Here is a 19,342-nt window from a genome sequence, read left to right on the forward strand (position 1 = left end):
TTTGATAACGATGAAATCAAGAGTTTTAGAACGAAACTTCAAAAGTTTATTGCCTATTATAATTAGTGAACCATTCCGGATATATGTTGTGTTGTTGAAAAGCCATGGAGAGCTGATGATTTTTGGGGCTTGTGTTTTATAAAGGGGTTTTCTCCATTCAGATCCTCCTCTAAGGTTCTGTTGTGCGTTGAATTTGGTAGGAGGTAATTTTTGTACCATGTTATGATACAGACAGCAAGTTGGGTTTTAAGCAAAAAATCATATATAGGTGAAATAGAGCAAGAGATGAGGGGGAATATCATGGCAATCATAAAGGATAAATCAACTGAATTTGAATTGTTTCCTGGAAAATATGAGGAGGAGATAGATGATCCTTTTATACTGTCTATATTTCGAATAACGGTAACCAATAAACCAATGATCAATTTGTATTCGCCACTTAAATATGGAATAGCAAAAAAAGATATAGACTATAGAAACCATGGAAATCCTGAGAAACATCCAGTTGTACCCCATGTATATCATTGGTCATGGAAAAAGGTCAGCAAGGTAGAAATGGAAACAACCATTGAAAAGGAAGCGAAAAAAATGAGGATTTTGTTTAATCATACAGATTCAACATCAACGGATAACCACCCTTTTTCATTAAGCGATTTTTTAGACGCTTTTGATGAGGATTTTATTACATCTCATAATTGGATATTTAGTGATATGGAAGCCTATGTAGAAACAGATGGAGGAGAAGTTGAAGACCATATTTTTTATCAAGAAAGATTCTGTATTTCTGGGGATAAACTAGCTTATTATTTAACTAATTCCTATATTCTTATCGTTTTTGGGTTAGTTATAGCTGTAAAAAAAGGTTCTGTAGAGATTAGGAAAGAGAATTATCCAAAATTATTAGGGAATATGAAATTTTGGGAGATAGACTATGAACCGTCTATAACTAATTATGTTATTGAAATTGGATTTTTTGATAGTGCCTATATTCTAGTTTCAAGTAAATCGCCTGTATTAATTAATAAAATTCAAAAAAAGTACCCTGAATTTACGGAGTATCGTGCAGATAATCCAGATTAAACCATTATTTAATCTGTGTTCATTTCATATTAAAAAACTTTAGTTGGGGAGGTTCTCTCTTTCATTATATAATGATGTACATAAAGTAATGCCTATAGCTTACGAATCCACGAGGGTTAAGGATTACATCTTGGTTTGAGAGATCCGTAAAGTTAGAGTAAAAAGTAAGACGGAATAATTAACGATAGCAGCACTATGTTCTTATGTTTACAGTGCGGATGGTTAATTGTGGTGCTATATTTTGTTTACACAGAGTTAAGTTAGATATAACTTTAAGGAGGTGTTGTTCATGAGAAGGGATGTACAATTTTATGGGCGGACAGATGAGGGGATAGCGTTTAACTAGCCGATCAACTGCGTGGTTCCCCTGAATTTTGAACAGAGGTGGTATAGACTTGTATCATTTAACATTGAAACCTATTGACAAAAATAATTGGGAAGAAGCTATTCACTTAAATGTGAAAGCAGAACAGCAACCATTTATAGCATCCAATCTTTATTCTATCGCAGAAGTTCAATTTCTGGATGATTTTGTTGCGAAAGGTATTTATCTTGATCACAAGATGATTGGATTTACGATGTTCGGAATAGATCCTGATGATCATCAATATTGGATTTATCGACTAATGATTGATACGATATATCAAGGAAAAGGGTTGGGTGCACAATCCCTACAGCTCATTATTGAAGAGTTGCGACAGAACAAGCAAGCAAACATTCCATATGTGATGATTGGTTATCATCCTGAAAATCTTGCAGCGAAATTTGTTTATCAAAAGGCTGGATTTAAAGAGACTGAATTGGCTCCTTGGGGCGAACAACTGGCATCTTTGAGATTATAATGAGAAAGCAAACGAAACCATTACCCGCCATACAACTAGCGAATGGCGGGTAATGGATGACTTTTAAGTAAAACGATTTGTATCACGCTTTCAGGGTTCGTTTTTGAAGCAAGATTTTCCGATACATCCCATTCAACATAATAGATGTATCTTCTTTTACAAGTAGCGTTTCTTTGTTTGTATCTTGTAATTTTTCAAAGTTGATACCAATATCAGTACCTAATAACTGAATGAACGGTCTGATGATTTTTTTAAACGTAGAAAGCTCTTTGCCTTTAGGTGCAAATTTATCGAAAATAATAATTTTACCCTCTGGTTTGACCACTCGAACCATCTCTTGTAAACATTTATCGGCATCAGGGACAACTGATAAAATAAGACTTCCTACAACTACATCAAATTGATTATCTTGAAATTGCATATGCTGAGCATCCATTTTTAAAAATTGTATGGAAGAATCTTTGAATTTATCTTTCGCCTTGTTAAGCATTTCGGTTGAATAATCAATTGCGGTAATTGTTAATTCTTGATGGTGGACTAGCTCTAAATCTGCGCCAGTTCCGACACCGACAAATAGTATGTGTTGATGATGGGAAAACGGTTCTTCGTGAAATATTCTCTTCCGGGCTGCTAAAAAATTCCCTGCATTAAAGGACGTATCGTAAATAGGTGACCAAAGTTTATAAATAATTTCATTCCAACGATTATTCATGCTTCACCTCTTTTTGTATGAATGAATCTGAAATATTTTCTACAATTCAGCTTCATATAATAATTTTAGCATAAGGGCATTTCATATACGAAGACGGTGTGCTTTCCATAGAAGCTTTTATGCATTGCATTAAAAATTAAGAGGATTAAACCATTTATCTCAGGTTAACTGGCTGTAAGACATTCACTTCAAGAATTAGAGGAGAAGCCAAGAATAATTATAAGTAGGCCAGTAAAAGCCCGATTCATTCAACTAACAATCAGTGGGGGATGAAGAAAACTCCACTGATTGAAGTTTCAATTTATGATGGCAGCTATTGTAATTAAAAAACCTTGTGAAAAAATGTAATGTAACATGCTTGTTAGTTAGTATGAAGAAAGTTGAGGGGGAATAAATCGATACGGACTGTTTTAAACAGAGGAATGATACATATTGCGGTTTGTAAATCTAACGAAAATATACATCCGTAGTAATACATAAACAATGTAACTAACTTATATGGGCGATTCCATCTTTACATAAAATATCTCTGAAACAGTAGTAATGTGCAATTTTTAACGAAAGTGAACCGACTCTGCCTAAAAACTTATAAATTGAAACAGTACTTGGCTTTCTCTGCTCATTTTTTAGTTTTGGTAAATAGGGAATAGTTGTTTTATCTACAATATTGATTGACCAACGTTTGATAGCCATTGTTGAAAATATATCTAAAAATTAAAAACACATTGTTCCTAAATTTTTAATCTGAATGAATCACCGCTTTCCGTTTTAAATTAGTGATGTTTATATTTCTTTCATAAAAAGAGAGTTCAAAATTTTATTAAACTAGAAGATCTAGCTTTCTTTTTATCTGTTATGATCTTATAGAAAACAATAGATAGGAGTAGTTAATATGCTTAAAGTGGACAAGTTAAGTAGTGAAGAAGTACTTAACATAGACAGGCTGGATAATTTGCTTACCCTCTATCATCACTAAAAAGTTACGGAAGCCATCTTTATTTTCGATATCACAATAAAATATTTGTTGGAAATGAACCAAAGAGGAGCTACTGTCGAGGTAAAGCAACGCTGAAAATAAATGAAAGGACATGGATAATGGGAAAAAATTTTCATGAAATAGCTGAAGAATTTTTTTTCATACAAAAAAGTTTCCCAATGAACGTTTTTAGAAAGAGAGGTCAAATTTTATTTAATGATTTCTATCTTATGCTGGATGAAGAGGTTTGGCCGCAGTTACAGTATTTGGCAAAGATGAACGGAGATACTAATATACAAATAGCCGATATATCCCAATTTAAAAAAAGGTTATGGAAAACTGAAAGAAAGTGTAAAATATTTTCTATTCCCATCTCCATGAATGCGAATGATTATATAAATATACTTTATGAAAAAGGAATTATCGTAGAATCCGAAAAAGTAATCTGGTTTTCTTCATCTGCAAATTGGGGAATCTGGGCTGAAAGATCTTGGGATATTAGCGCTTTGTTTAGCAGGCTAATTACTAATGATTTTTATGATTGGGTTTCTTTGAATGAAGATATCATAGAGCTTATACAAGATAAAAAAGTAAGAGGTAAAAAAGACGAAAATATAAAGATACTAAGATCAAACTATACGTGAATAAATAGTGTTTTATCTAAAGAGAAATCAGGTAAATTAACTCAAATAAATATCCTTTCTTTTAGTTAAGCGCCAAATAATCCCCATCTTTTCCGATGGGGAATTCGTATTTTATTAGTTTGGTTGAACAAACATAACGAGAATGAAGTATCGGATACCTGCTGCTATCATTACAACCTGCGTGGCGATGTGATATCAGGAAATATCGTCGTTAGTTAAGCATATAACAGCTGGGGTATCCGTTCGAATTGATTGGTGATAAAAAATTTATTCCGTTATTAGGCTATCAATAGGATAAGGAAAATCGGTCTTTATTATTTAATGCCAAGATACTATTAGCAACACGGTGTTTTCTTTTTATTAGATCCAGCTCCCAGTGATAATGACGATATATTAACATAAAAGGGCATACGTAACCGGTAAAATTTTGTAGAATCTGATGGGAGATATGGCTGCTGGTGTATGGAATTTAAAGGACATATAAATACTATAAAGGGTATTAAAGTTTTAAAAAATGTATCAAACAAAAAATCAAAAAATGTCTGGGAATCTTATGTAAATAAAAGAATAAACAGAATCTGGCGTTTGACTTGCAGTTAGATCGTAAGCCTTTTCTCCTAGGTTGCTTACACTTTGTAGCATAGAAGGGCAGGTCTTACTGTCAGTTATATGCGGGATAAAAAGATTGAACTTTACGTTAACGTAAATAGTAAACTATTATTGTCGGAAAATTTAATCAGGAGGGTGCCATGAAAAAAACAGAGCATACATTTGCGATTCAAGAAATAGCAGAACGTTTTGGAGTCACTACAAGAACGATTCGTTATTATGAGGAAATTGGCATCTTGCAGCCTAGGAGAACAAATGGCGGGCAACGGGTTTTTACTAAAAAAGAAATAGTACAACTGCAGCTTATCTTTCGCGGTAAAAAATTTGGCTTTTCATTAGAAGAAATTAGGGAAATGATTCGTCTGTTTGACCAAGACCCTACCGGGAAACAACAATTAAAAAGGACGATAGAGTTTGGGTATACAAAACTGGAAGAAGTGGCGGCACGAATAAACGAATTATAAGAAGTTCGTACGGAAATGGAAAAATATATCATTACTTTTCAAAAAAAACTAGCAGAGCTAGAGGGAAATGGTATTGAATAGTTCAAATTTAACCTGCTCATCAGGCAAGGAAGCTTCAAATCTGAAGCTATTATCACTCCGCAAAAAAGATTAACCTATTTGGAATGGGATACAGAGAATTGACTAGTAGTTTATCGACATTAGGAATTAGTTTGGAGGATAAAGCTGTTTTACCACATGTCAAATATCAAAGAGTTTCTCATCACGTTATTTGCTGATCAGCGTTTAGGAAGAATCATTGTTGCGATTCATGCAAAGATGGTTTATCAATAAGCTTCCTATAATTGTAAAGCATTGTGATGCAAAAGCTTTTAGCATACATGAGCTTGTTTTTTCTCAGGTAAGGAAGCTGTAAAATAGGGGTTTATTCATTTGCATTAAAATAGGTAAACTTGTGGAAGGTTGGTATTCCTTTAAAAAAACTACGTAGCAAGTTATAAAATTTTTAAACTGTACGAAATTATGGAAGCGCTCTCTATAAATGCGACTGGGAAACTGTTAAAACATCAACATCGTAAATAACCTAAGGAGGGAAAGGATTTATACATGAATAATTTTTATTTAGAAGATCAACAACTGCAACGACTGGTCAAACGTTATTTGCCACCAGATTTTTTTACGTGGGCGAATAAGCAATTAGATGATTTTGGAGCACATTGTGCCGGTGCAATTAGTGAACGAGCAGTTCATACGGATAGAAATGGAGAACCTCGACTTATTCAGTATGATAAATTTGGAAATGAGATATCGAAAGTATGGGTAAATGAGGGGTATCAAAAAACAGTTCAGGAAACATATAATACAGGAATTGTCGGCTATATTCATAAGGATATACCGGAATTAGGACATAAAGGAAATTATGTATATGCTTTTACGCAAGGGTATCTGCTATCACAGGCTGAAGCTGGTTTTTATTGTCCAGTAACCTTAACAAAGGCAACTGCCTATTTACTTGATCGGTATGCAACGGAAGCAATTAAACAGCGATTCCTTCCGCATGTAATCGCGACAGGGGAAGAAGAATTATATGAAGGAGCGACATTTTTAACGGAACGGCAGGGGGGATCTGATGTTGGTGCGAATGAGGTAAAAGCCGAACAAGCGGGCAGCTATTATCAATTAACGGGAGAAAAGTATTTTGCTAGTAATGCTGGTACTTGTGGAGTAGCTATGGTGCTGGCAAGGACAACAGGAGGAGCTCCTGGAACAAAGGGGCTCAGCTTGTTTGCTGTACCCTGGGAGGAAAACAGAGTAAACGGTAAGCTGCGTATACGTCGTTTAAAAGATAAATTAGGGGTACGTGCTGTTCCATCAGCAGAGGTTGAATTTTCTCAGGCAAAAGGTTATTTAGTTGGTGAATTACATCAAGGATTTTCCTATATGATTAAAGCGTTAAATCTGTCACGTGTCGCAAACGCTGTTGCCTCGGTGGGAATGATGCGTCGCGCCTATACGGAGGCAAAAGCATATGCAAATAATAGAAAGGCTTTCGACAAGCAGCTTACTGATTTCCCGATGGTTCGTGAAACGCTCAGTACGATGGGAGCAATACAAGAGATTGGCTTAAGCACCATGTTTACGGTTATTAATTTAATGGATCAGGTAATGGGAGGTGAACAACGGGCTTCGTTCAAAGAACAAATTTTATTTCGTCTTTATGTTGCTATCATGAAGAAGGAAACAGCCGAACAAGCGATCTATTTTGCACATGAAGCAATTGAAATGCATGGTGGAAATGGATATATTGAAGATTTTATTACCCCGCGTCTGTTGAGGGATGCTCAAGTTTTAACGGTTTGGGAGGGGACAGCAAACATACTTGGAATAGAAGTCATTCGGCTGATCAGTAAGTATCAAGCAGATGAATTATTTATAAATGACATGACAAAACGTCTGCAAACAGCAAAAAAAGAGTCACCATTAGATGAAAAAATAATTCATTTCGTCAAGCAAGGAATAGATCAATTAAAAGCGGAAATAAATCAATGGAAAGCGTTAAATCCAGATTTACAAACGTATTATAGTAAACGTATTAGTGATAACATGACGCGGATTTTGACAAGTGTCATAGCAGTTGAGCAAACGGTTACACATGAAGAAAGACAGGTTGCAATCGCCGAAGTCTTTCTCCATCATAGTTGGAATGATGAGGAGATAAGTGATCAGCCAGCTCCGTTAAAGCATTTTTCCAAGATCGTAGAATAAAAAAGCAGTTTATTATTATTATTTTCAGATAATTTTATTCAAGCTACTATAATTAAGTAAAACATAACCGTCTATGGGGATGAATATAAAGCCCCATAGATGGCAGAGTCATGTTGTGATATTTTTTATTCTTCTTCTACTTTTTCAGCTAGCTTACTTGCAATCCAACGTTTTGCTGTTTCTCCGTCAACTTCATAAACTTTTCCAGCACGCAGTAGGTCACCATGATAGGCAGTTTGGACATTCATTTTTACTTTCATTTCAATACTCCTTTTAACAACAATCCGATTATCGACTTATAAGACTCAATATCTTGTGCTTATACTAAGAAGCTGAGGGATTACTGCATCAAACAGCCTGATTGATTGCGAATCAACAGGTAGAATATACTTGAACAGATCACAAGATAGTCCCTATTTTTCCAAGATATTGACTGTAAAACATGTTAACATTGAAGGAAAGCTTGGATGAAAAGATACTGTTTACTTGTTATTTTTACTTTTATCTACAGGTAGTGAAAAAAGCTTCTACAGAATAACTTTATTATAACATGAAACAGATGATCAAAAGCAGCTAATGTGCTGAAACAGTTCGTCATTCTTTTATCCTCTATGTAACTGGCAGTAAGACTTGACCTTCCATACTACGAATTAAAAGCTAGGAGGATAAGTGGAGGATCAACTGCAAGTCAAATGCCTAATTCTGCCATTCTAACGATCCGCGGGGGATATAAGAAAACCCACGGATTTGAAGATTACTTTATACCACACTTATGATGTTCGCATGCTCCTATTTAGAGAATACGAAGAAGTCTGAGTGGGAGATAATACACCAAAAATCCGAATCGTTCCGGTTGGACAGAACCAGTAAAATTTCTTGAATCGGGAACACACGAAGAAAAGATTTTCCTTTTCGAGAACAGGAAAGACTTCTTAAATAGGCGTTGCATAGAAAAATTGTTCTTTTTCAAGGAAAAGGAAAGTTTCGGCAGCGATACATCGCGATTTTTCAAGGACGAGGTAAGCTTCAGTACGCTTTTAGGGACGTCAATCACAAAGGCGTTACAATTGGCCAGAGTATGCTTCAATAGCCATACATCACTGTTTCCCAAGGAATTATAGCTTTAATTCTACTTCCTGTCAGTAGGGATGATGAAAATCCCCACTGAGGAAGTTTTACTTTATATAGCTAAGAGCTTCTGCAATATTTGTAGTTGGTTGTTTGCAAGAGAAGTTTTCACAAACATAAATGGTTGTCTCTCCATTAATAGCTCGATAGGCACTTGCAAATGGAGCAATGCCGTTAACTTGATCACTATCTTCAAGCGATAATATCGTTACATTTGGTAAAAACATGTCTTGAAGCTGTTGTAAAAAAGCTTGCTTTTTTGGATCAGCGTTTGAACCAATGATAACGACTTCTTTTGCAGGAAATTCCATTAGTTGTAGGCTTTGCATGAAAAACGGACTTGCTGAAGCCTGAATTTTTAGGTCGTCATAAAAGCTGTAAAACATTTCTTCCGCATAATCAAGATAACGTGTTTCTCCAGTAAGATACCCCATACGGACAAGCATTACTGCAGCAACACTATTTCCCGAGGGGAGAGCGCCATCATATATTCCTTTGTCTTTTGCAATCAGCGTTTCACTATCTTTTCCGGAGAAATAAAACCCTCCATGTTCATGATCCCAAAACAATTCCAGCATTTGATCCAATAATTGTTTGGCTTTTTGTAAATACGTTAGATGAAAGGTTGCATCATATAATTCGCTATATCCCCATAATAGAAATGCATAATCGTCTAAATAACCTACGTATTTTGTTTCGTTATCACGATATCTCGCCATTAACCGACCGTTTTGTACTAAATGGTTCTCGATAAACTGCATTGCTTGTTGTGCCATGGTAAGATACGTTTTATTTTGAAACACTTTTCCTGCTTTGGCTAATCCTGCGATCATCAGTCCATTCCAACTTGTTAGAACTTTATCGTCTACATGTGGGTAAACTCGCTTTTCGCGTTCTTGAAGCAATTTCTTTCGAGCTGATTCAAGTTTATCTTCTATTGTTTTCTCAAACGTTTCGCTTTGTTCGGCTATGGAAACTTTATTACTCTGAATCCGGTTAGGAATATTTGATCCTGAGAAGTTTCCTTCCGGAGTAATATCGTAGAGTGTTGCATATAAGTTTCCAAGTTCATCGCCTAAGATAGTGATGATTTCCTCGTAGTCCCAAACATAGTACTTTCCTTCAACACCTTCCGAATCAGCATCAATAGCCGAATAAAATGCGCCATCAGCAGAAGTCATTTCTCTAGAGATAAATTCAATCATTTCTTCAATCATTTTCCGGTAAAATGGACGGTGAGTGATTTGAAATGCTTCTGTATAGGCAATTAATAGCAGTGCGTTATCGTAGAGCATTTTTTCAAAGTGTGGTACAAGCCACATTTCGTCTGTACTGTAACGGGAAAAGCCAAAACCAATCTGGTCGTAAATACCGCCAGCGGCCATGGAATCAAGTGTATGCTCGACCTTTTTTAAAGGTGCGGTATTTTTCGTAAAATAAAATTGCCGCATAAGAAACATTAAGTTATGCGGCATGGGAAACTTTGGTGCTTTGTCAAAACCGCCGTATTTAAAGTCAAAGCTTTTTTCTAATTGGTTGTACGCTTCTTCTACATGTTTTTCAGTTAGTCGCTGATTACTTTTTGGTGTAATCGTTCGGTCTAATGCATTTTCCACACTTTTTGTAACTTCTAAAATATGCTGTGGATCTTGTTGAAACTTTTTAGAAAGCCCATGAAGTACATCAACAAAGCTTGGCATACCATATTTTTGTTGTTTTGGAAAGTATGTTCCTGCATAAAATGGTACCTTATCTGGTGTCATAAAGATAGAAAGCGGCCATCCTCCGTGTCCTGCCATCATTTGACATACTTTCATATAGATAGAATCGATATCCGGTCTTTCTTCACGATCGACTTTAATGGAAATAAAGTTATCATTCAGGATGGAAGCAACCTCTCTATCTTCAAAGGACTCCCTTGCCATGACATGACACCAATGACAAGTACTATAACCAATTGAAAGGAAAATTGGTTTATTTTGTTGTTTTGCTTCAACAAATGCTTCTTCCGACCACGGATACCAATTTACTGGATTATATGCATGTTGAAGCAAGTAAGGGCTTTTCTCATGGAGGAGCCGATTAGGTTTTTTATCTAAATTCATTTTATGTCATTACCCCTTTAATAGCTATATTTTTTGATACGTCGTATAAAAAGTTTAAATCACTATTTACTATACCCTTTAAATCCATTATTTAATTTAATAGTTCCTTTATTTATTGTTAATTGTGTAGTTTTATTGCTTAGAAGAGGGATTATTCCTGTAAAGTAGAATAATTACTGTTATTTGGAATATTCGAGTTTTGTTCAATCTAAGAGAATTTCACTTTCCGAGGATAAAAAGTGATCTTCTAAAAAGCAGAAATAGTTTAAGGGTTGCCTATAGAAGCACAAGTATATAAACTTATTGAACTTCCTTGACCATCATCACGAATCTATACTTAAGTTCGATTTCCTATGAGACCTGCTAACACTCGAAGATAGCTTTTGAAGAGCTAAAATCTTTTGAACTATCCTTATACAGCTCTCTCCTAATAACATTTAGAATTGTAAAATATTTTATTTATAATGATGATACTTTCTAATATGAAATACAATATTTTTTTGAACAGAATATTTTAAAAAATTTAAACTTTTGCCATTGAAATATTTTTAAAACAGTATTAAAATGTTACTGAATAGTTACATTTTATTGAATATAAAAATATAGTATTTTTTTTAAATGGTTTAAAATCCCTGAAAGGTTGAAAGGTGTAAATTTTTAAGGGTAGTATTACCTTGCCATTTAGATGATTTGACCTACACTTCCCTTTGATAAAGAAGGGTGGAGATATTATTTTCGTACTTATCGCTACGATCTAAATGGAAATCCTCCTTTGTTATCAATAACTACGGATAAAGTCTTAGAAAGTTCCAACTTGTATTTAAACTTCTAAAACAACGGGGCAAATTATATGTACTTCCTATTTTATATCAGAAAATACAAACGGACTTATATTAATTTACCCCAATAGTAACATGTGTTAATGGATGAATTGTTTCAAAAGAATACATACCAATTATGTATTTAAATTTCTATGTTTTATATAAACTTACAGAAAATTTACACTTGGTTAATATTAGTAAAACAAACATTTTATACAATAGAGTACAAGCATGTGAAGAAGGGAGAGTAGGTAATTCATGGTAAGAGAAAAGTTTACGGCGTTCTTTTTAGCCATCGCTTTGGCTTTATTAGCTTTTCCAATTAGTCTTCAAGCAGAAGGAGTAGAGGATACAGCTCCAGAAATTAGTCCGGATCTTCCAAATGGCAAACGTGTTTTATTTGATAATACGCACGGTCAAACAGCTGGACAAGCGGACTGGGTTATTGATGGAGCTTTTTCAGATTTTGCAGAAGGTATTGCTAAAAATGGATATGAAGTAAAAGAACTGCGGCAAAAAGACCCATTTGATGTGGGGGATTTAATACCTTATGACGTTTTTATCATACCAGAAGCAAATATACCTTTTAAGAAAGAGGAACAAGCTGCCATAGTGGAATATGTAGAAAATGGAGGAAGTGTCTTTTTTATTTCAGATCATTATAATGCAGATCGTAATAAAAACCGCTGGGATTCCTCGGAGATTATGAACGGTTTTCGACGAGGAGCATTTGATAATCCTTTAAAAGGCATGGATAAAGAGGAAAGAGAATCTACAGCGATGCAAAATGTAGAAAGCTCTGACTGGCTATCCAATCATTTTGGAATACGGTTTCGCTATAATGCTCCCGGAACAGTCGTAGCAGATCAAGTTGTGGCTCCTAAGGACTCTTTTAATATTACTAAAGGTATAAGCAAAGTTACTATGCATGCCGGGTCTACACTTGCAATTACAAATCCTGATACTGCGAAGGGAATTGTTTATTTACCAGATAACTTAGATGAAAGTAATAAATGGGGACCAGCCGTAGATGAAGGAATTTATCACGGTGGTGGAAAAGAAGAGGGTCCATATGTTGCTATATCCAAATTAAAGCGTGGAAAAGCCGCTTTCATTGGCGACTCTTCGCCTGTTGAAGACGCAACACCAAAATATCGTAATGAAGAGACAGGAAAGCCGAAAAGAACGTATGATGGTTTTCAGGAAGCGGATAACGCAGAGTTGTTATTAAATATGGTTGATTGGTTGGCTGAAGATGAAAACTATGCTCGATTTTCAGATACGGAAATTCCATTAGATGATGTTTCTCCAATGCTAGAAAAAGAGTTGCCAATAAATACAACGGAGCCAAAAGAAGAACCTTGGAACGAGCCGCTTGCCGGATATGATTGGTTTGATCCTTTAACTTTTGCACCTGGAGCTTATGGATCAAAATTAGATTCTGTTAAAGACCCTTCTTACCAATTCAAAATGGAAGAACCTATTTCTAATGTAGAACCATTTACAGTAGAATTAATCATTTCGGGATTATCTCCAGGACAGATAGTATCAGGATATAATGTAGGAATGTATCTTGACGGCGGAATGCAAGTAGCAAAAATACAAAATGAAAATGGCGATTGGCCTTCATCATATGGCTATAGCGAAGCGTTTACCTTGGCTGCAAACGAGAGTGGAATTGCTTCCAAAAAATTAACCATTCAAGTAAAAAAAGGAGTACAAGGGAAAGTAAACCTTCGCTTAAGAAAAAACAGCAGTAAACTGTATACAACTACGGTTTTAGTTAAATAGGTTTGAATTGAGTTTTTATCATAACCACAAGAAGCATTTAACTAAATTAGGGGGAATTAATTTGAAGATAATCAAATTTTTAGGCCTGGCTTTATTATTTATTGTTCTTCTCTCTGCCTGTGGAGATAAGGAAGAAAATGCAAAAGCAGAAAAGGGCGAAGAAAAATTAGACAAGCTAACGGTTCAATTTGTGCCTTCGCAAAATGCAGACACATTAGAAGCAAAAGCAAAGCCATTAGAAAAACTGCTCAGTGATGAATTAGACATCCCTGTCGAAGTAAGTGTGTCGACCGACTATAATACCATTATTGAAGCAATGGCTTCTGAACAAGTAGATGTCGGATTTTTACCGCCAACCGCCTATGTGTTGGCTAAAGAAAAAGGAGCAGCTGAAGTATTATTACAAGCACAGCGCTACGGTGTAAATGATGATGGTTCACCAACAGAAGAATTGGTTGATTCATATAAGTCGATTTTTATTGTTAATAAAGATTCGGATATCGAATCAGTTGCAGATTTAAAAGGAAAGAAAATTGGCTATCAAAACGTAACGTCATCTGCAGGTTTCGTTTGGCCGGCAGCTACTTTGCTAGAAGCAGGTATCCATCCATTAAAGGATGTCGAACCAGTAACGTTAAAAGGACATGACCAAGCGATTATTTCTCTATTAAATGGAGATGTGGATGCAGCTGTTACCTTCCAAGATGCGCGTAATGTAGTAGTAAAAGATTATGAAGATGTATTTGAAAAAACACGAATTATTGAGTTTACGGAACCAATACCAAATGATACGATCACTGTCCGACCGGAAATTGACGATAAAATGAAAAAGACAATCACAGATGCATTTATTGCAATCGGAAAAGATGAAGAGGGTCGTAAAATTATTCGGGAGATTTATTCCCACGAAGGGTACGTAGAATCAAAAGATAGTAACTTCGATACGGTTAGAGAATATGAAGAAAAAGTAAGTAAAGAAGTCGAACAATAATTATAGAATAATAGATCTTCATGCGGGTAAGCCGTATACTTATTCGGATCGCAATGGATGATTGGCAGAGGACTGGCATATGAAGATTTTATGTCAATCACTATTCACTGCTAATTAATTGAATAAAAAGACAGGCTGTCGCAAAATGCGAGCAGCCTTCTTTTACTCCAACAAGAAAGTAGGGGGAAGTCTTGATAGAGTTAAAACATGTTTCTAAAGTTTATTCAAATGGGACTCGTGGATTAAATAACATTCATTTACAAATGGAAGCAGGTGAATTTGTTGTTATAGTAGGGTTATCAGGAGCAGGAAAGTCTACTTTGCTTCGTTCGATCAACCGCCTTCATGACATCAGTGAAGGAGAAATTTTAATTAATGGAAATTCAATAACAAAAGCCAAAGGGCATGAATTATACCGAATTCGTCGGGATATTGGCATGATCTTTCAAAACTTTAATCTCGTACGTCGTTCATCTGTCATGAGAAATGTACTGTCTGGTCGTGTAGGATATCATTCCACACTAAAGATGATGTTAGGCTTATTCTCTAAACAGGATAAGCAGATCGCTATGGATGCGCTAGAACGAGTGAATATATTGGAAAAAGCATATATTCGAGCTGATCAGTTATCTGGAGGACAACAGCAGAGGGTATCCATTGCTCGGGCACTAGCTCAGGAACCGAAAGTAATTTTAGCGGATGAACCAGTAGCTTCATTAGATCCTATCACAACAAAGCAAGTAATGGATGATTTGCTTAGAATTAATCAAGAATTAAATATAACCATGATTGTGAATTTGCATTCTGTAGATCTTGCTCGAGCGTATGCCAGTAGAATCATCGGTTTAAAAAACGGGGAAGTAGTGTTTGATGGTACGGCGAAAGAGGCGACTAAAGAAGCTTTTGCAAACATTTACGGGAAAAACGATCAAACAACTGAACAGATAGGAGTAGCAAAATGAAGCAAGCGCAAATAAAACGGTCGGTTGTAGTGCCCAATCCACCTACAAAGCTGAAACCAATTTTGACAATTTTACTTGTAGCTTTGGCAATTATTTGGGCAAGCTGGCAAATCGAATTTTCGTTTACAGAATTAGTACAAGGGCTCCCAAATATGTGGGATTTAATTGTACAGCTAGTACCGCCAAATTGGGATTACTTTTCGGTGATTACTACGCCAATTTTAGAAACAATCCGCATGGCTGTAATTGGCACAACGCTTGGAGGATTGATAGCATTTCCTTTATCTATTTTAGCTGCAAGAAATGTTTTTCAGTCCGTATGGATTACTGTTCCAGCCAGATTTGTTTTGAATTTAATTCGCACCATACCTGAGTTATTATTGGCTGCCCTATTCGTAGCTGTTTTTGGAATCGGCCCTATTCCGGGAATCTTTGCTTTAATGTTTTTTTCCATTGGAATTATTGCTAAGCTTTTTTACGAATCTGTTGAAGCGATTGATCCAGGTCCACTCGAAGCCATGACTGCTGTTGGCGCCAACAAGATCAAATGGATTTTTTACGGAGTAGTTCCACAAGTCATGGCATCGTTTATGTCTTTCTTTTTATACACATTTGAAATTAACATTCGGGCAGCTGCGGTATTAGGCTTAGTTGGAGCAGGAGGTATTGGACTGTATTATGAACAAACACTTGGCTTTCTTGACTATGGAAAAACAGCTTCGATTATTATGTATACGTTAGCAGTTGTGTTAATTATCGATTATCTTTCTACGAGAATAAGGGAGAAATTGGCATGAAACGACTACGACTTATTGCGATTCTAATTGCTATTTTAGCTATTTACATATGGGCGTTTGCCGGATTACCAAAAATAGAGTGGAAGGAAACCTCAGTTGAAGTTGTATCCGCTATTTTTTCAGGTCTGTTTCAACCGGATTGGGGATATGTTTACGATCCTGGTGGTGAGGATTTGCTTCGAGGTTTGCTTGATACATTAGCAATTGCTTTACTAGGTACGTTTATTGCAGGTATTCTTTGTATTCCATTTGCCTTTTTAGCTTCCAAAAACATTGTCAAGTCTCATTTTGCGGTTGGAACAAGTAAGTTTATCTTAAGTTTTATTCGCGTGTTTCCCGACATTGTATTAGCTTTATTATTCATTAAAGCAGTTGGGCCGGGCGCGTTTGCAGGTGTATTGGCACTGGGAATTGGTGCTGTAGGTATGTTGGGAAAATTAATTTCGGAAAGTGTTGATAACGTTGATTTGAGTGCAAAGGAATCTTTAATTGCTTCCGGAGCAAATCCGGTTAAAACATTTATTTTTGCGATTGTCCCTCAAGTGTTGCCAAACTTTTTCTCATTTATCCTGTATCGATTTGAAGTCAATGTGCGGGCTGCAGCAGTTCTAGGTGTCATCGGTGCTGGTGGTATAGGTACACCGCTTATTTTTGCCTTGAGTGTAAGAGATTGGGAACGGGTTGGAATTATTTTGTTAGGGATTATTGTTATGGTTACGCTAATTGATATTATTTCTGGTAAGATAAGAGCTAAGTTAATTTAATTAAAATTAGGAATGAATGTGCAATAAACAGACTTCATCATTAATTATTTGATGAAGTCTATTTCATTTGTAGTTGTGTAAAATTGTAGCTTCATCGGGAATTGGTAAAGTTATATATGTCCTTTATACAAGGTTTAAATTTATAAAGCGGTGGAAAGGGACTATTTACTTGAAGTTTGAATAACATGTAACAAAAAGTTAACTTATTTCTTGCTTGAAATATGACCATTATCGTATCTAGGTCCATAAGAATTCACTTCAATAATTGTAGAGAAGAAGAAATCTAAGTGAAGAAAAAAGGCACCTAATTCCCGATTCGTTTGGGTCGACAGGACAAGGAAAGCTTCTTGAATAAGCATCGCGATTTTTCTAGGACAGAGTTGCTACGAAAGCAATACTTCGCGGTTTTTCCAGGACAAGAAAAAGCCAAGACAGCGACACATCGCAGTTTTTCAAGGATGTTGCGACTTTTAGTCTTTGTTTTACTTCTTATCAGTAGCTGCTATAGAAAAAGCCCTACTGAATGAAGTTTCTCTTTATCTTACCTTAGAGAAGTTTAAAACAGGAAAATTATTGTTACAATGTCTGTATTGTAAAAGAAAGAGGAGACTCCAACATCCGCCAACCAATTTTAGGATTGTCCCAATTTGTGGATTATAAAAAGGTATACTTTATGAGGAAGGAATATACTGAAAATTCTATATGCAAGGAGCGTGTATAAAGTGAATCCAGTTATTGGCATTACCCCTTCTATTGAAAATGAAAGTAACTTACATTTTGTTAGTGCAGATCATATAGCGGCAATTAAAGAAGCTGGCGGAGTACCGATCGTGTTACCATTTGTAACGTCTGAGCTTCAATTAAATCGTATGGTGCAGATGATTGATGGATTATATTTAACAGGGGGAAACAGCATTGACCCAACATTTTTTAATGAAGAACCACATCCAAAATTAGGTGAAATTAATCCGATTCGCGATCAGTATGAGGTGCAAATAATAAGGAAAATATTAAATTTGCATAAACCGATCTTTGGGGTATGCAGAGGTTGCCAAATTTTAAATGTAGCGTTAGGCGGCGATATGTACCAAGATATTTACGCACAAAACGAAGGCGATTTACTGCAACATGAGCAGTGTGCGCCACAAAGCCATGCATCTCATTTTGTATACGTGTCTGATGGTACTTTATTACGGGAGATTACTGGAAGAACAAGAATAAAAGTGAATAGTAGACATCATCAAGCCAATCGGAAGCCGGGAAAAGGTATTTGGATTTGTGGAAAGGCAAGTGATGGTGTTGTGGAAGCAATAGAAGGAAAAAATGATCCATTTGTTTTGGGGGTACAATGGCACCCCGAAAATATGGCGAGAAATGGGGAGTCCATATCCAAAAAAATATATGCTGCATTTGTGCAATCGTGTAAGTATTAATAATATTGGCAAACATGTGTAACAAGAATCAAAGACAATGTTTATGTATCTTTTTATACTATAGGAGAGTATAAAATTTTAGGCTTTATCCCGCATGTAAGGTGCCGTAAGACTCCCACTTCAAAATCTTGAGTTGATACAAAAGGTCTAAGTGGGAGAAAACGGCATCTAAATGCCCGATTCGTTTAAGGGCCTTTAGGTCATACCCTTGCTGTACTAACATTCAGTAGGAGATGGAAGAAAACTCCTACTGAATGAAGTTTCACTTTATCGTATAAGAAAAACTACAGCTTTCGCTAAAGACTTGGCGACAAGCCAAGTTTTTCTAATAGTAAAAGAGGTGAAGTTGCTCAAGGCTTAATCAAGCGTCAAAACAACCAACTACTTCACATTCTTATGTAGTATATATACAAGACCTGGGATCATGAAATAAAATGGAATCGATAAGGGGCAATGAATAATTTTTAAAATTGACGAGAACAAGTATATAACTTATGCGGTGGCGTTTAATTCATCAGACAACTTTTACCTATAAGAAACAAGTGTCACCTAGCATGGGTAACTTTAATATATGCTATACGATTAGCCTTTGAAAAGACAGAAAAATCTTTAGGTTTATTTGTTGTATGTTATTTTTAGTCTAGCAGTGTTAGCCCTGCTAGACTATTTCTTTCTCTGAAAAAGGTATATATAACACGTGAGTGGAGGTAAAAAGGATTGTCACAAAAATTTAAAATAACCTTTGTGAGATTAGTTTTTTCTTAATTTAAAATGAATGTAAAGTTACAGCTTTCTTTATTTATTATTAAATTATTTTTCAGTATAGATTAAAATGTGTTAATATCAATTAATATCACTAGTTTCCCTTTATTTATGTATACAGTGATTGTTATAATATCAATTTTTAAAATGTACATAATAATCTACAAGTACGTTTTGGTTTCATTTGCTTTTTGAA

At 35.5% G+C, this 19,342-nt stretch carries 14 protein-coding genes; 11 read left to right on the top strand and 3 right to left on the bottom strand.

The window, feature by feature from the left end; translation table 11 throughout:
- The first annotated feature begins 300 nt into the window (after positions 1-300).
- Together BN1066_RS13075 and BN1066_RS13080 are read left to right on the top strand one after the other, a co-directional pair.
- On the top strand, positions 301-1,080 hold the full coding sequence (locus tag BN1066_RS13075) for a hypothetical protein (protein WP_143695821.1): 780 nt from the start codon (positions 301-303) through the stop codon (positions 1,078-1,080).
- 395 nt (positions 1,081-1,475) lie between these two features.
- On the top strand, positions 1,476-1,922 hold the full coding sequence (locus BN1066_RS13080) for a GNAT family N-acetyltransferase (RefSeq protein WP_077319918.1): 447 nt from the start codon (positions 1,476-1,478) through the stop codon (positions 1,920-1,922).
- Positions 1,923-2,004: 82 nt separating this feature from the next.
- Here the strand turns inward: BN1066_RS13080 and BN1066_RS13085 are convergent, their stop codons facing one another.
- Positions 2,005-2,634, bottom strand: a complete 630-nt coding sequence (locus BN1066_RS13085) for a class I SAM-dependent methyltransferase (RefSeq protein ID WP_077319919.1) — start codon at positions 2,632-2,634, stop codon at positions 2,005-2,007.
- Positions 2,635-3,729: 1,095 nt separating this feature from the next.
- Here BN1066_RS13085 and BN1066_RS13090 point away from each other — a divergent pair.
- The 3 genes from BN1066_RS13090 (at position 3,730) to BN1066_RS13100 (ending at position 7,592) form a co-directional block, all read left to right on the top strand.
- Complete coding sequence (locus BN1066_RS13090) at positions 3,730-4,254, top strand: hypothetical protein (protein WP_077319920.1); 525 nt, start codon at positions 3,730-3,732, stop codon at positions 4,252-4,254.
- A gap of 749 nt (positions 4,255-5,003) precedes the next feature.
- Positions 5,004-5,327, top strand: a complete 324-nt coding sequence (locus tag BN1066_RS13095; protein WP_077319921.1) for a MerR family transcriptional regulator — start codon at positions 5,004-5,006, stop codon at positions 5,325-5,327.
- 606 nt (positions 5,328-5,933) lie between these two features.
- Positions 5,934-7,592 (top strand): acyl-CoA dehydrogenase family protein, encoded by a 1,659-nt coding sequence (locus BN1066_RS13100; RefSeq protein WP_077319922.1) that lies wholly within the window; start codon positions 5,934-5,936, stop codon positions 7,590-7,592.
- Between the two features lie 125 nt (positions 7,593-7,717).
- Here BN1066_RS13100 and BN1066_RS21045 read toward each other — a convergent pair whose 3' ends face one another.
- On the bottom strand, positions 7,718-7,852 hold the full coding sequence (locus BN1066_RS21045) for a hypothetical protein (protein WP_281250273.1): 135 nt from the start codon (positions 7,850-7,852) through the stop codon (positions 7,718-7,720).
- A gap of 915 nt (positions 7,853-8,767) precedes the next feature.
- Positions 8,768-10,825, bottom strand: coding sequence for a thioredoxin domain-containing protein (locus tag BN1066_RS13105; protein ID WP_077319923.1), 2,058 nt, complete (start codon positions 10,823-10,825; stop codon positions 8,768-8,770).
- 1,079 nt (positions 10,826-11,904) lie between these two features.
- On the opposite strand from BN1066_RS13105, the gene BN1066_RS13110 reads away from it, so the two are divergent.
- The 6 genes from BN1066_RS13110 (at position 11,905) to BN1066_RS13135 (ending at position 18,384) form a co-directional block, all read left to right on the top strand.
- A complete protein-coding gene (locus BN1066_RS13110) occupies positions 11,905-13,437 on the top strand; it encodes a motility-associated ABC transporter substrate-binding family protein (protein WP_077319924.1) in 1,533 nt (510 codons plus the stop codon).
- 61 nt (positions 13,438-13,498) lie between these two features.
- Positions 13,499-14,428, top strand: coding sequence for a phosphate/phosphite/phosphonate ABC transporter substrate-binding protein (locus BN1066_RS13115; protein ID WP_179104391.1), 930 nt, complete (start codon positions 13,499-13,501; stop codon positions 14,426-14,428).
- Between the two features lie 191 nt (positions 14,429-14,619).
- Positions 14,620-15,390, top strand: coding sequence for a phosphonate ABC transporter ATP-binding protein (gene phnC / locus BN1066_RS13120; protein WP_077319926.1), 771 nt, complete (start codon positions 14,620-14,622; stop codon positions 15,388-15,390).
- A complete protein-coding gene (gene phnE, locus BN1066_RS13125; protein ID WP_077319927.1) occupies positions 15,387-16,187 on the top strand; it encodes a phosphonate ABC transporter, permease protein PhnE in 801 nt (266 codons plus the stop codon). Before phnC ends, phnE (BN1066_RS13125) begins: the two co-directional genes overlap by 4 nt.
- Complete coding sequence (phnE, locus tag BN1066_RS13130) at positions 16,184-16,951, top strand: phosphonate ABC transporter, permease protein PhnE (protein WP_077319928.1); 768 nt, start codon at positions 16,184-16,186, stop codon at positions 16,949-16,951. Before phnE (BN1066_RS13125) ends, phnE (BN1066_RS13130) begins: the two co-directional genes overlap by 4 nt.
- 722 nt (positions 16,952-17,673) lie before the next feature.
- Positions 17,674-18,384 (top strand): gamma-glutamyl-gamma-aminobutyrate hydrolase family protein, encoded by a 711-nt coding sequence (locus BN1066_RS13135; RefSeq protein ID WP_077319929.1) that lies wholly within the window; start codon positions 17,674-17,676, stop codon positions 18,382-18,384.
- The last annotated feature ends 958 nt before the right edge of the window (positions 18,385-19,342 follow it).

It is taken from the genome of Virgibacillus proomii, from assembly GCF_900162615.1.
Lineage (GTDB): Bacteria > Bacillota > Bacilli > Bacillales > Amphibacillaceae > Virgibacillus > Virgibacillus proomii.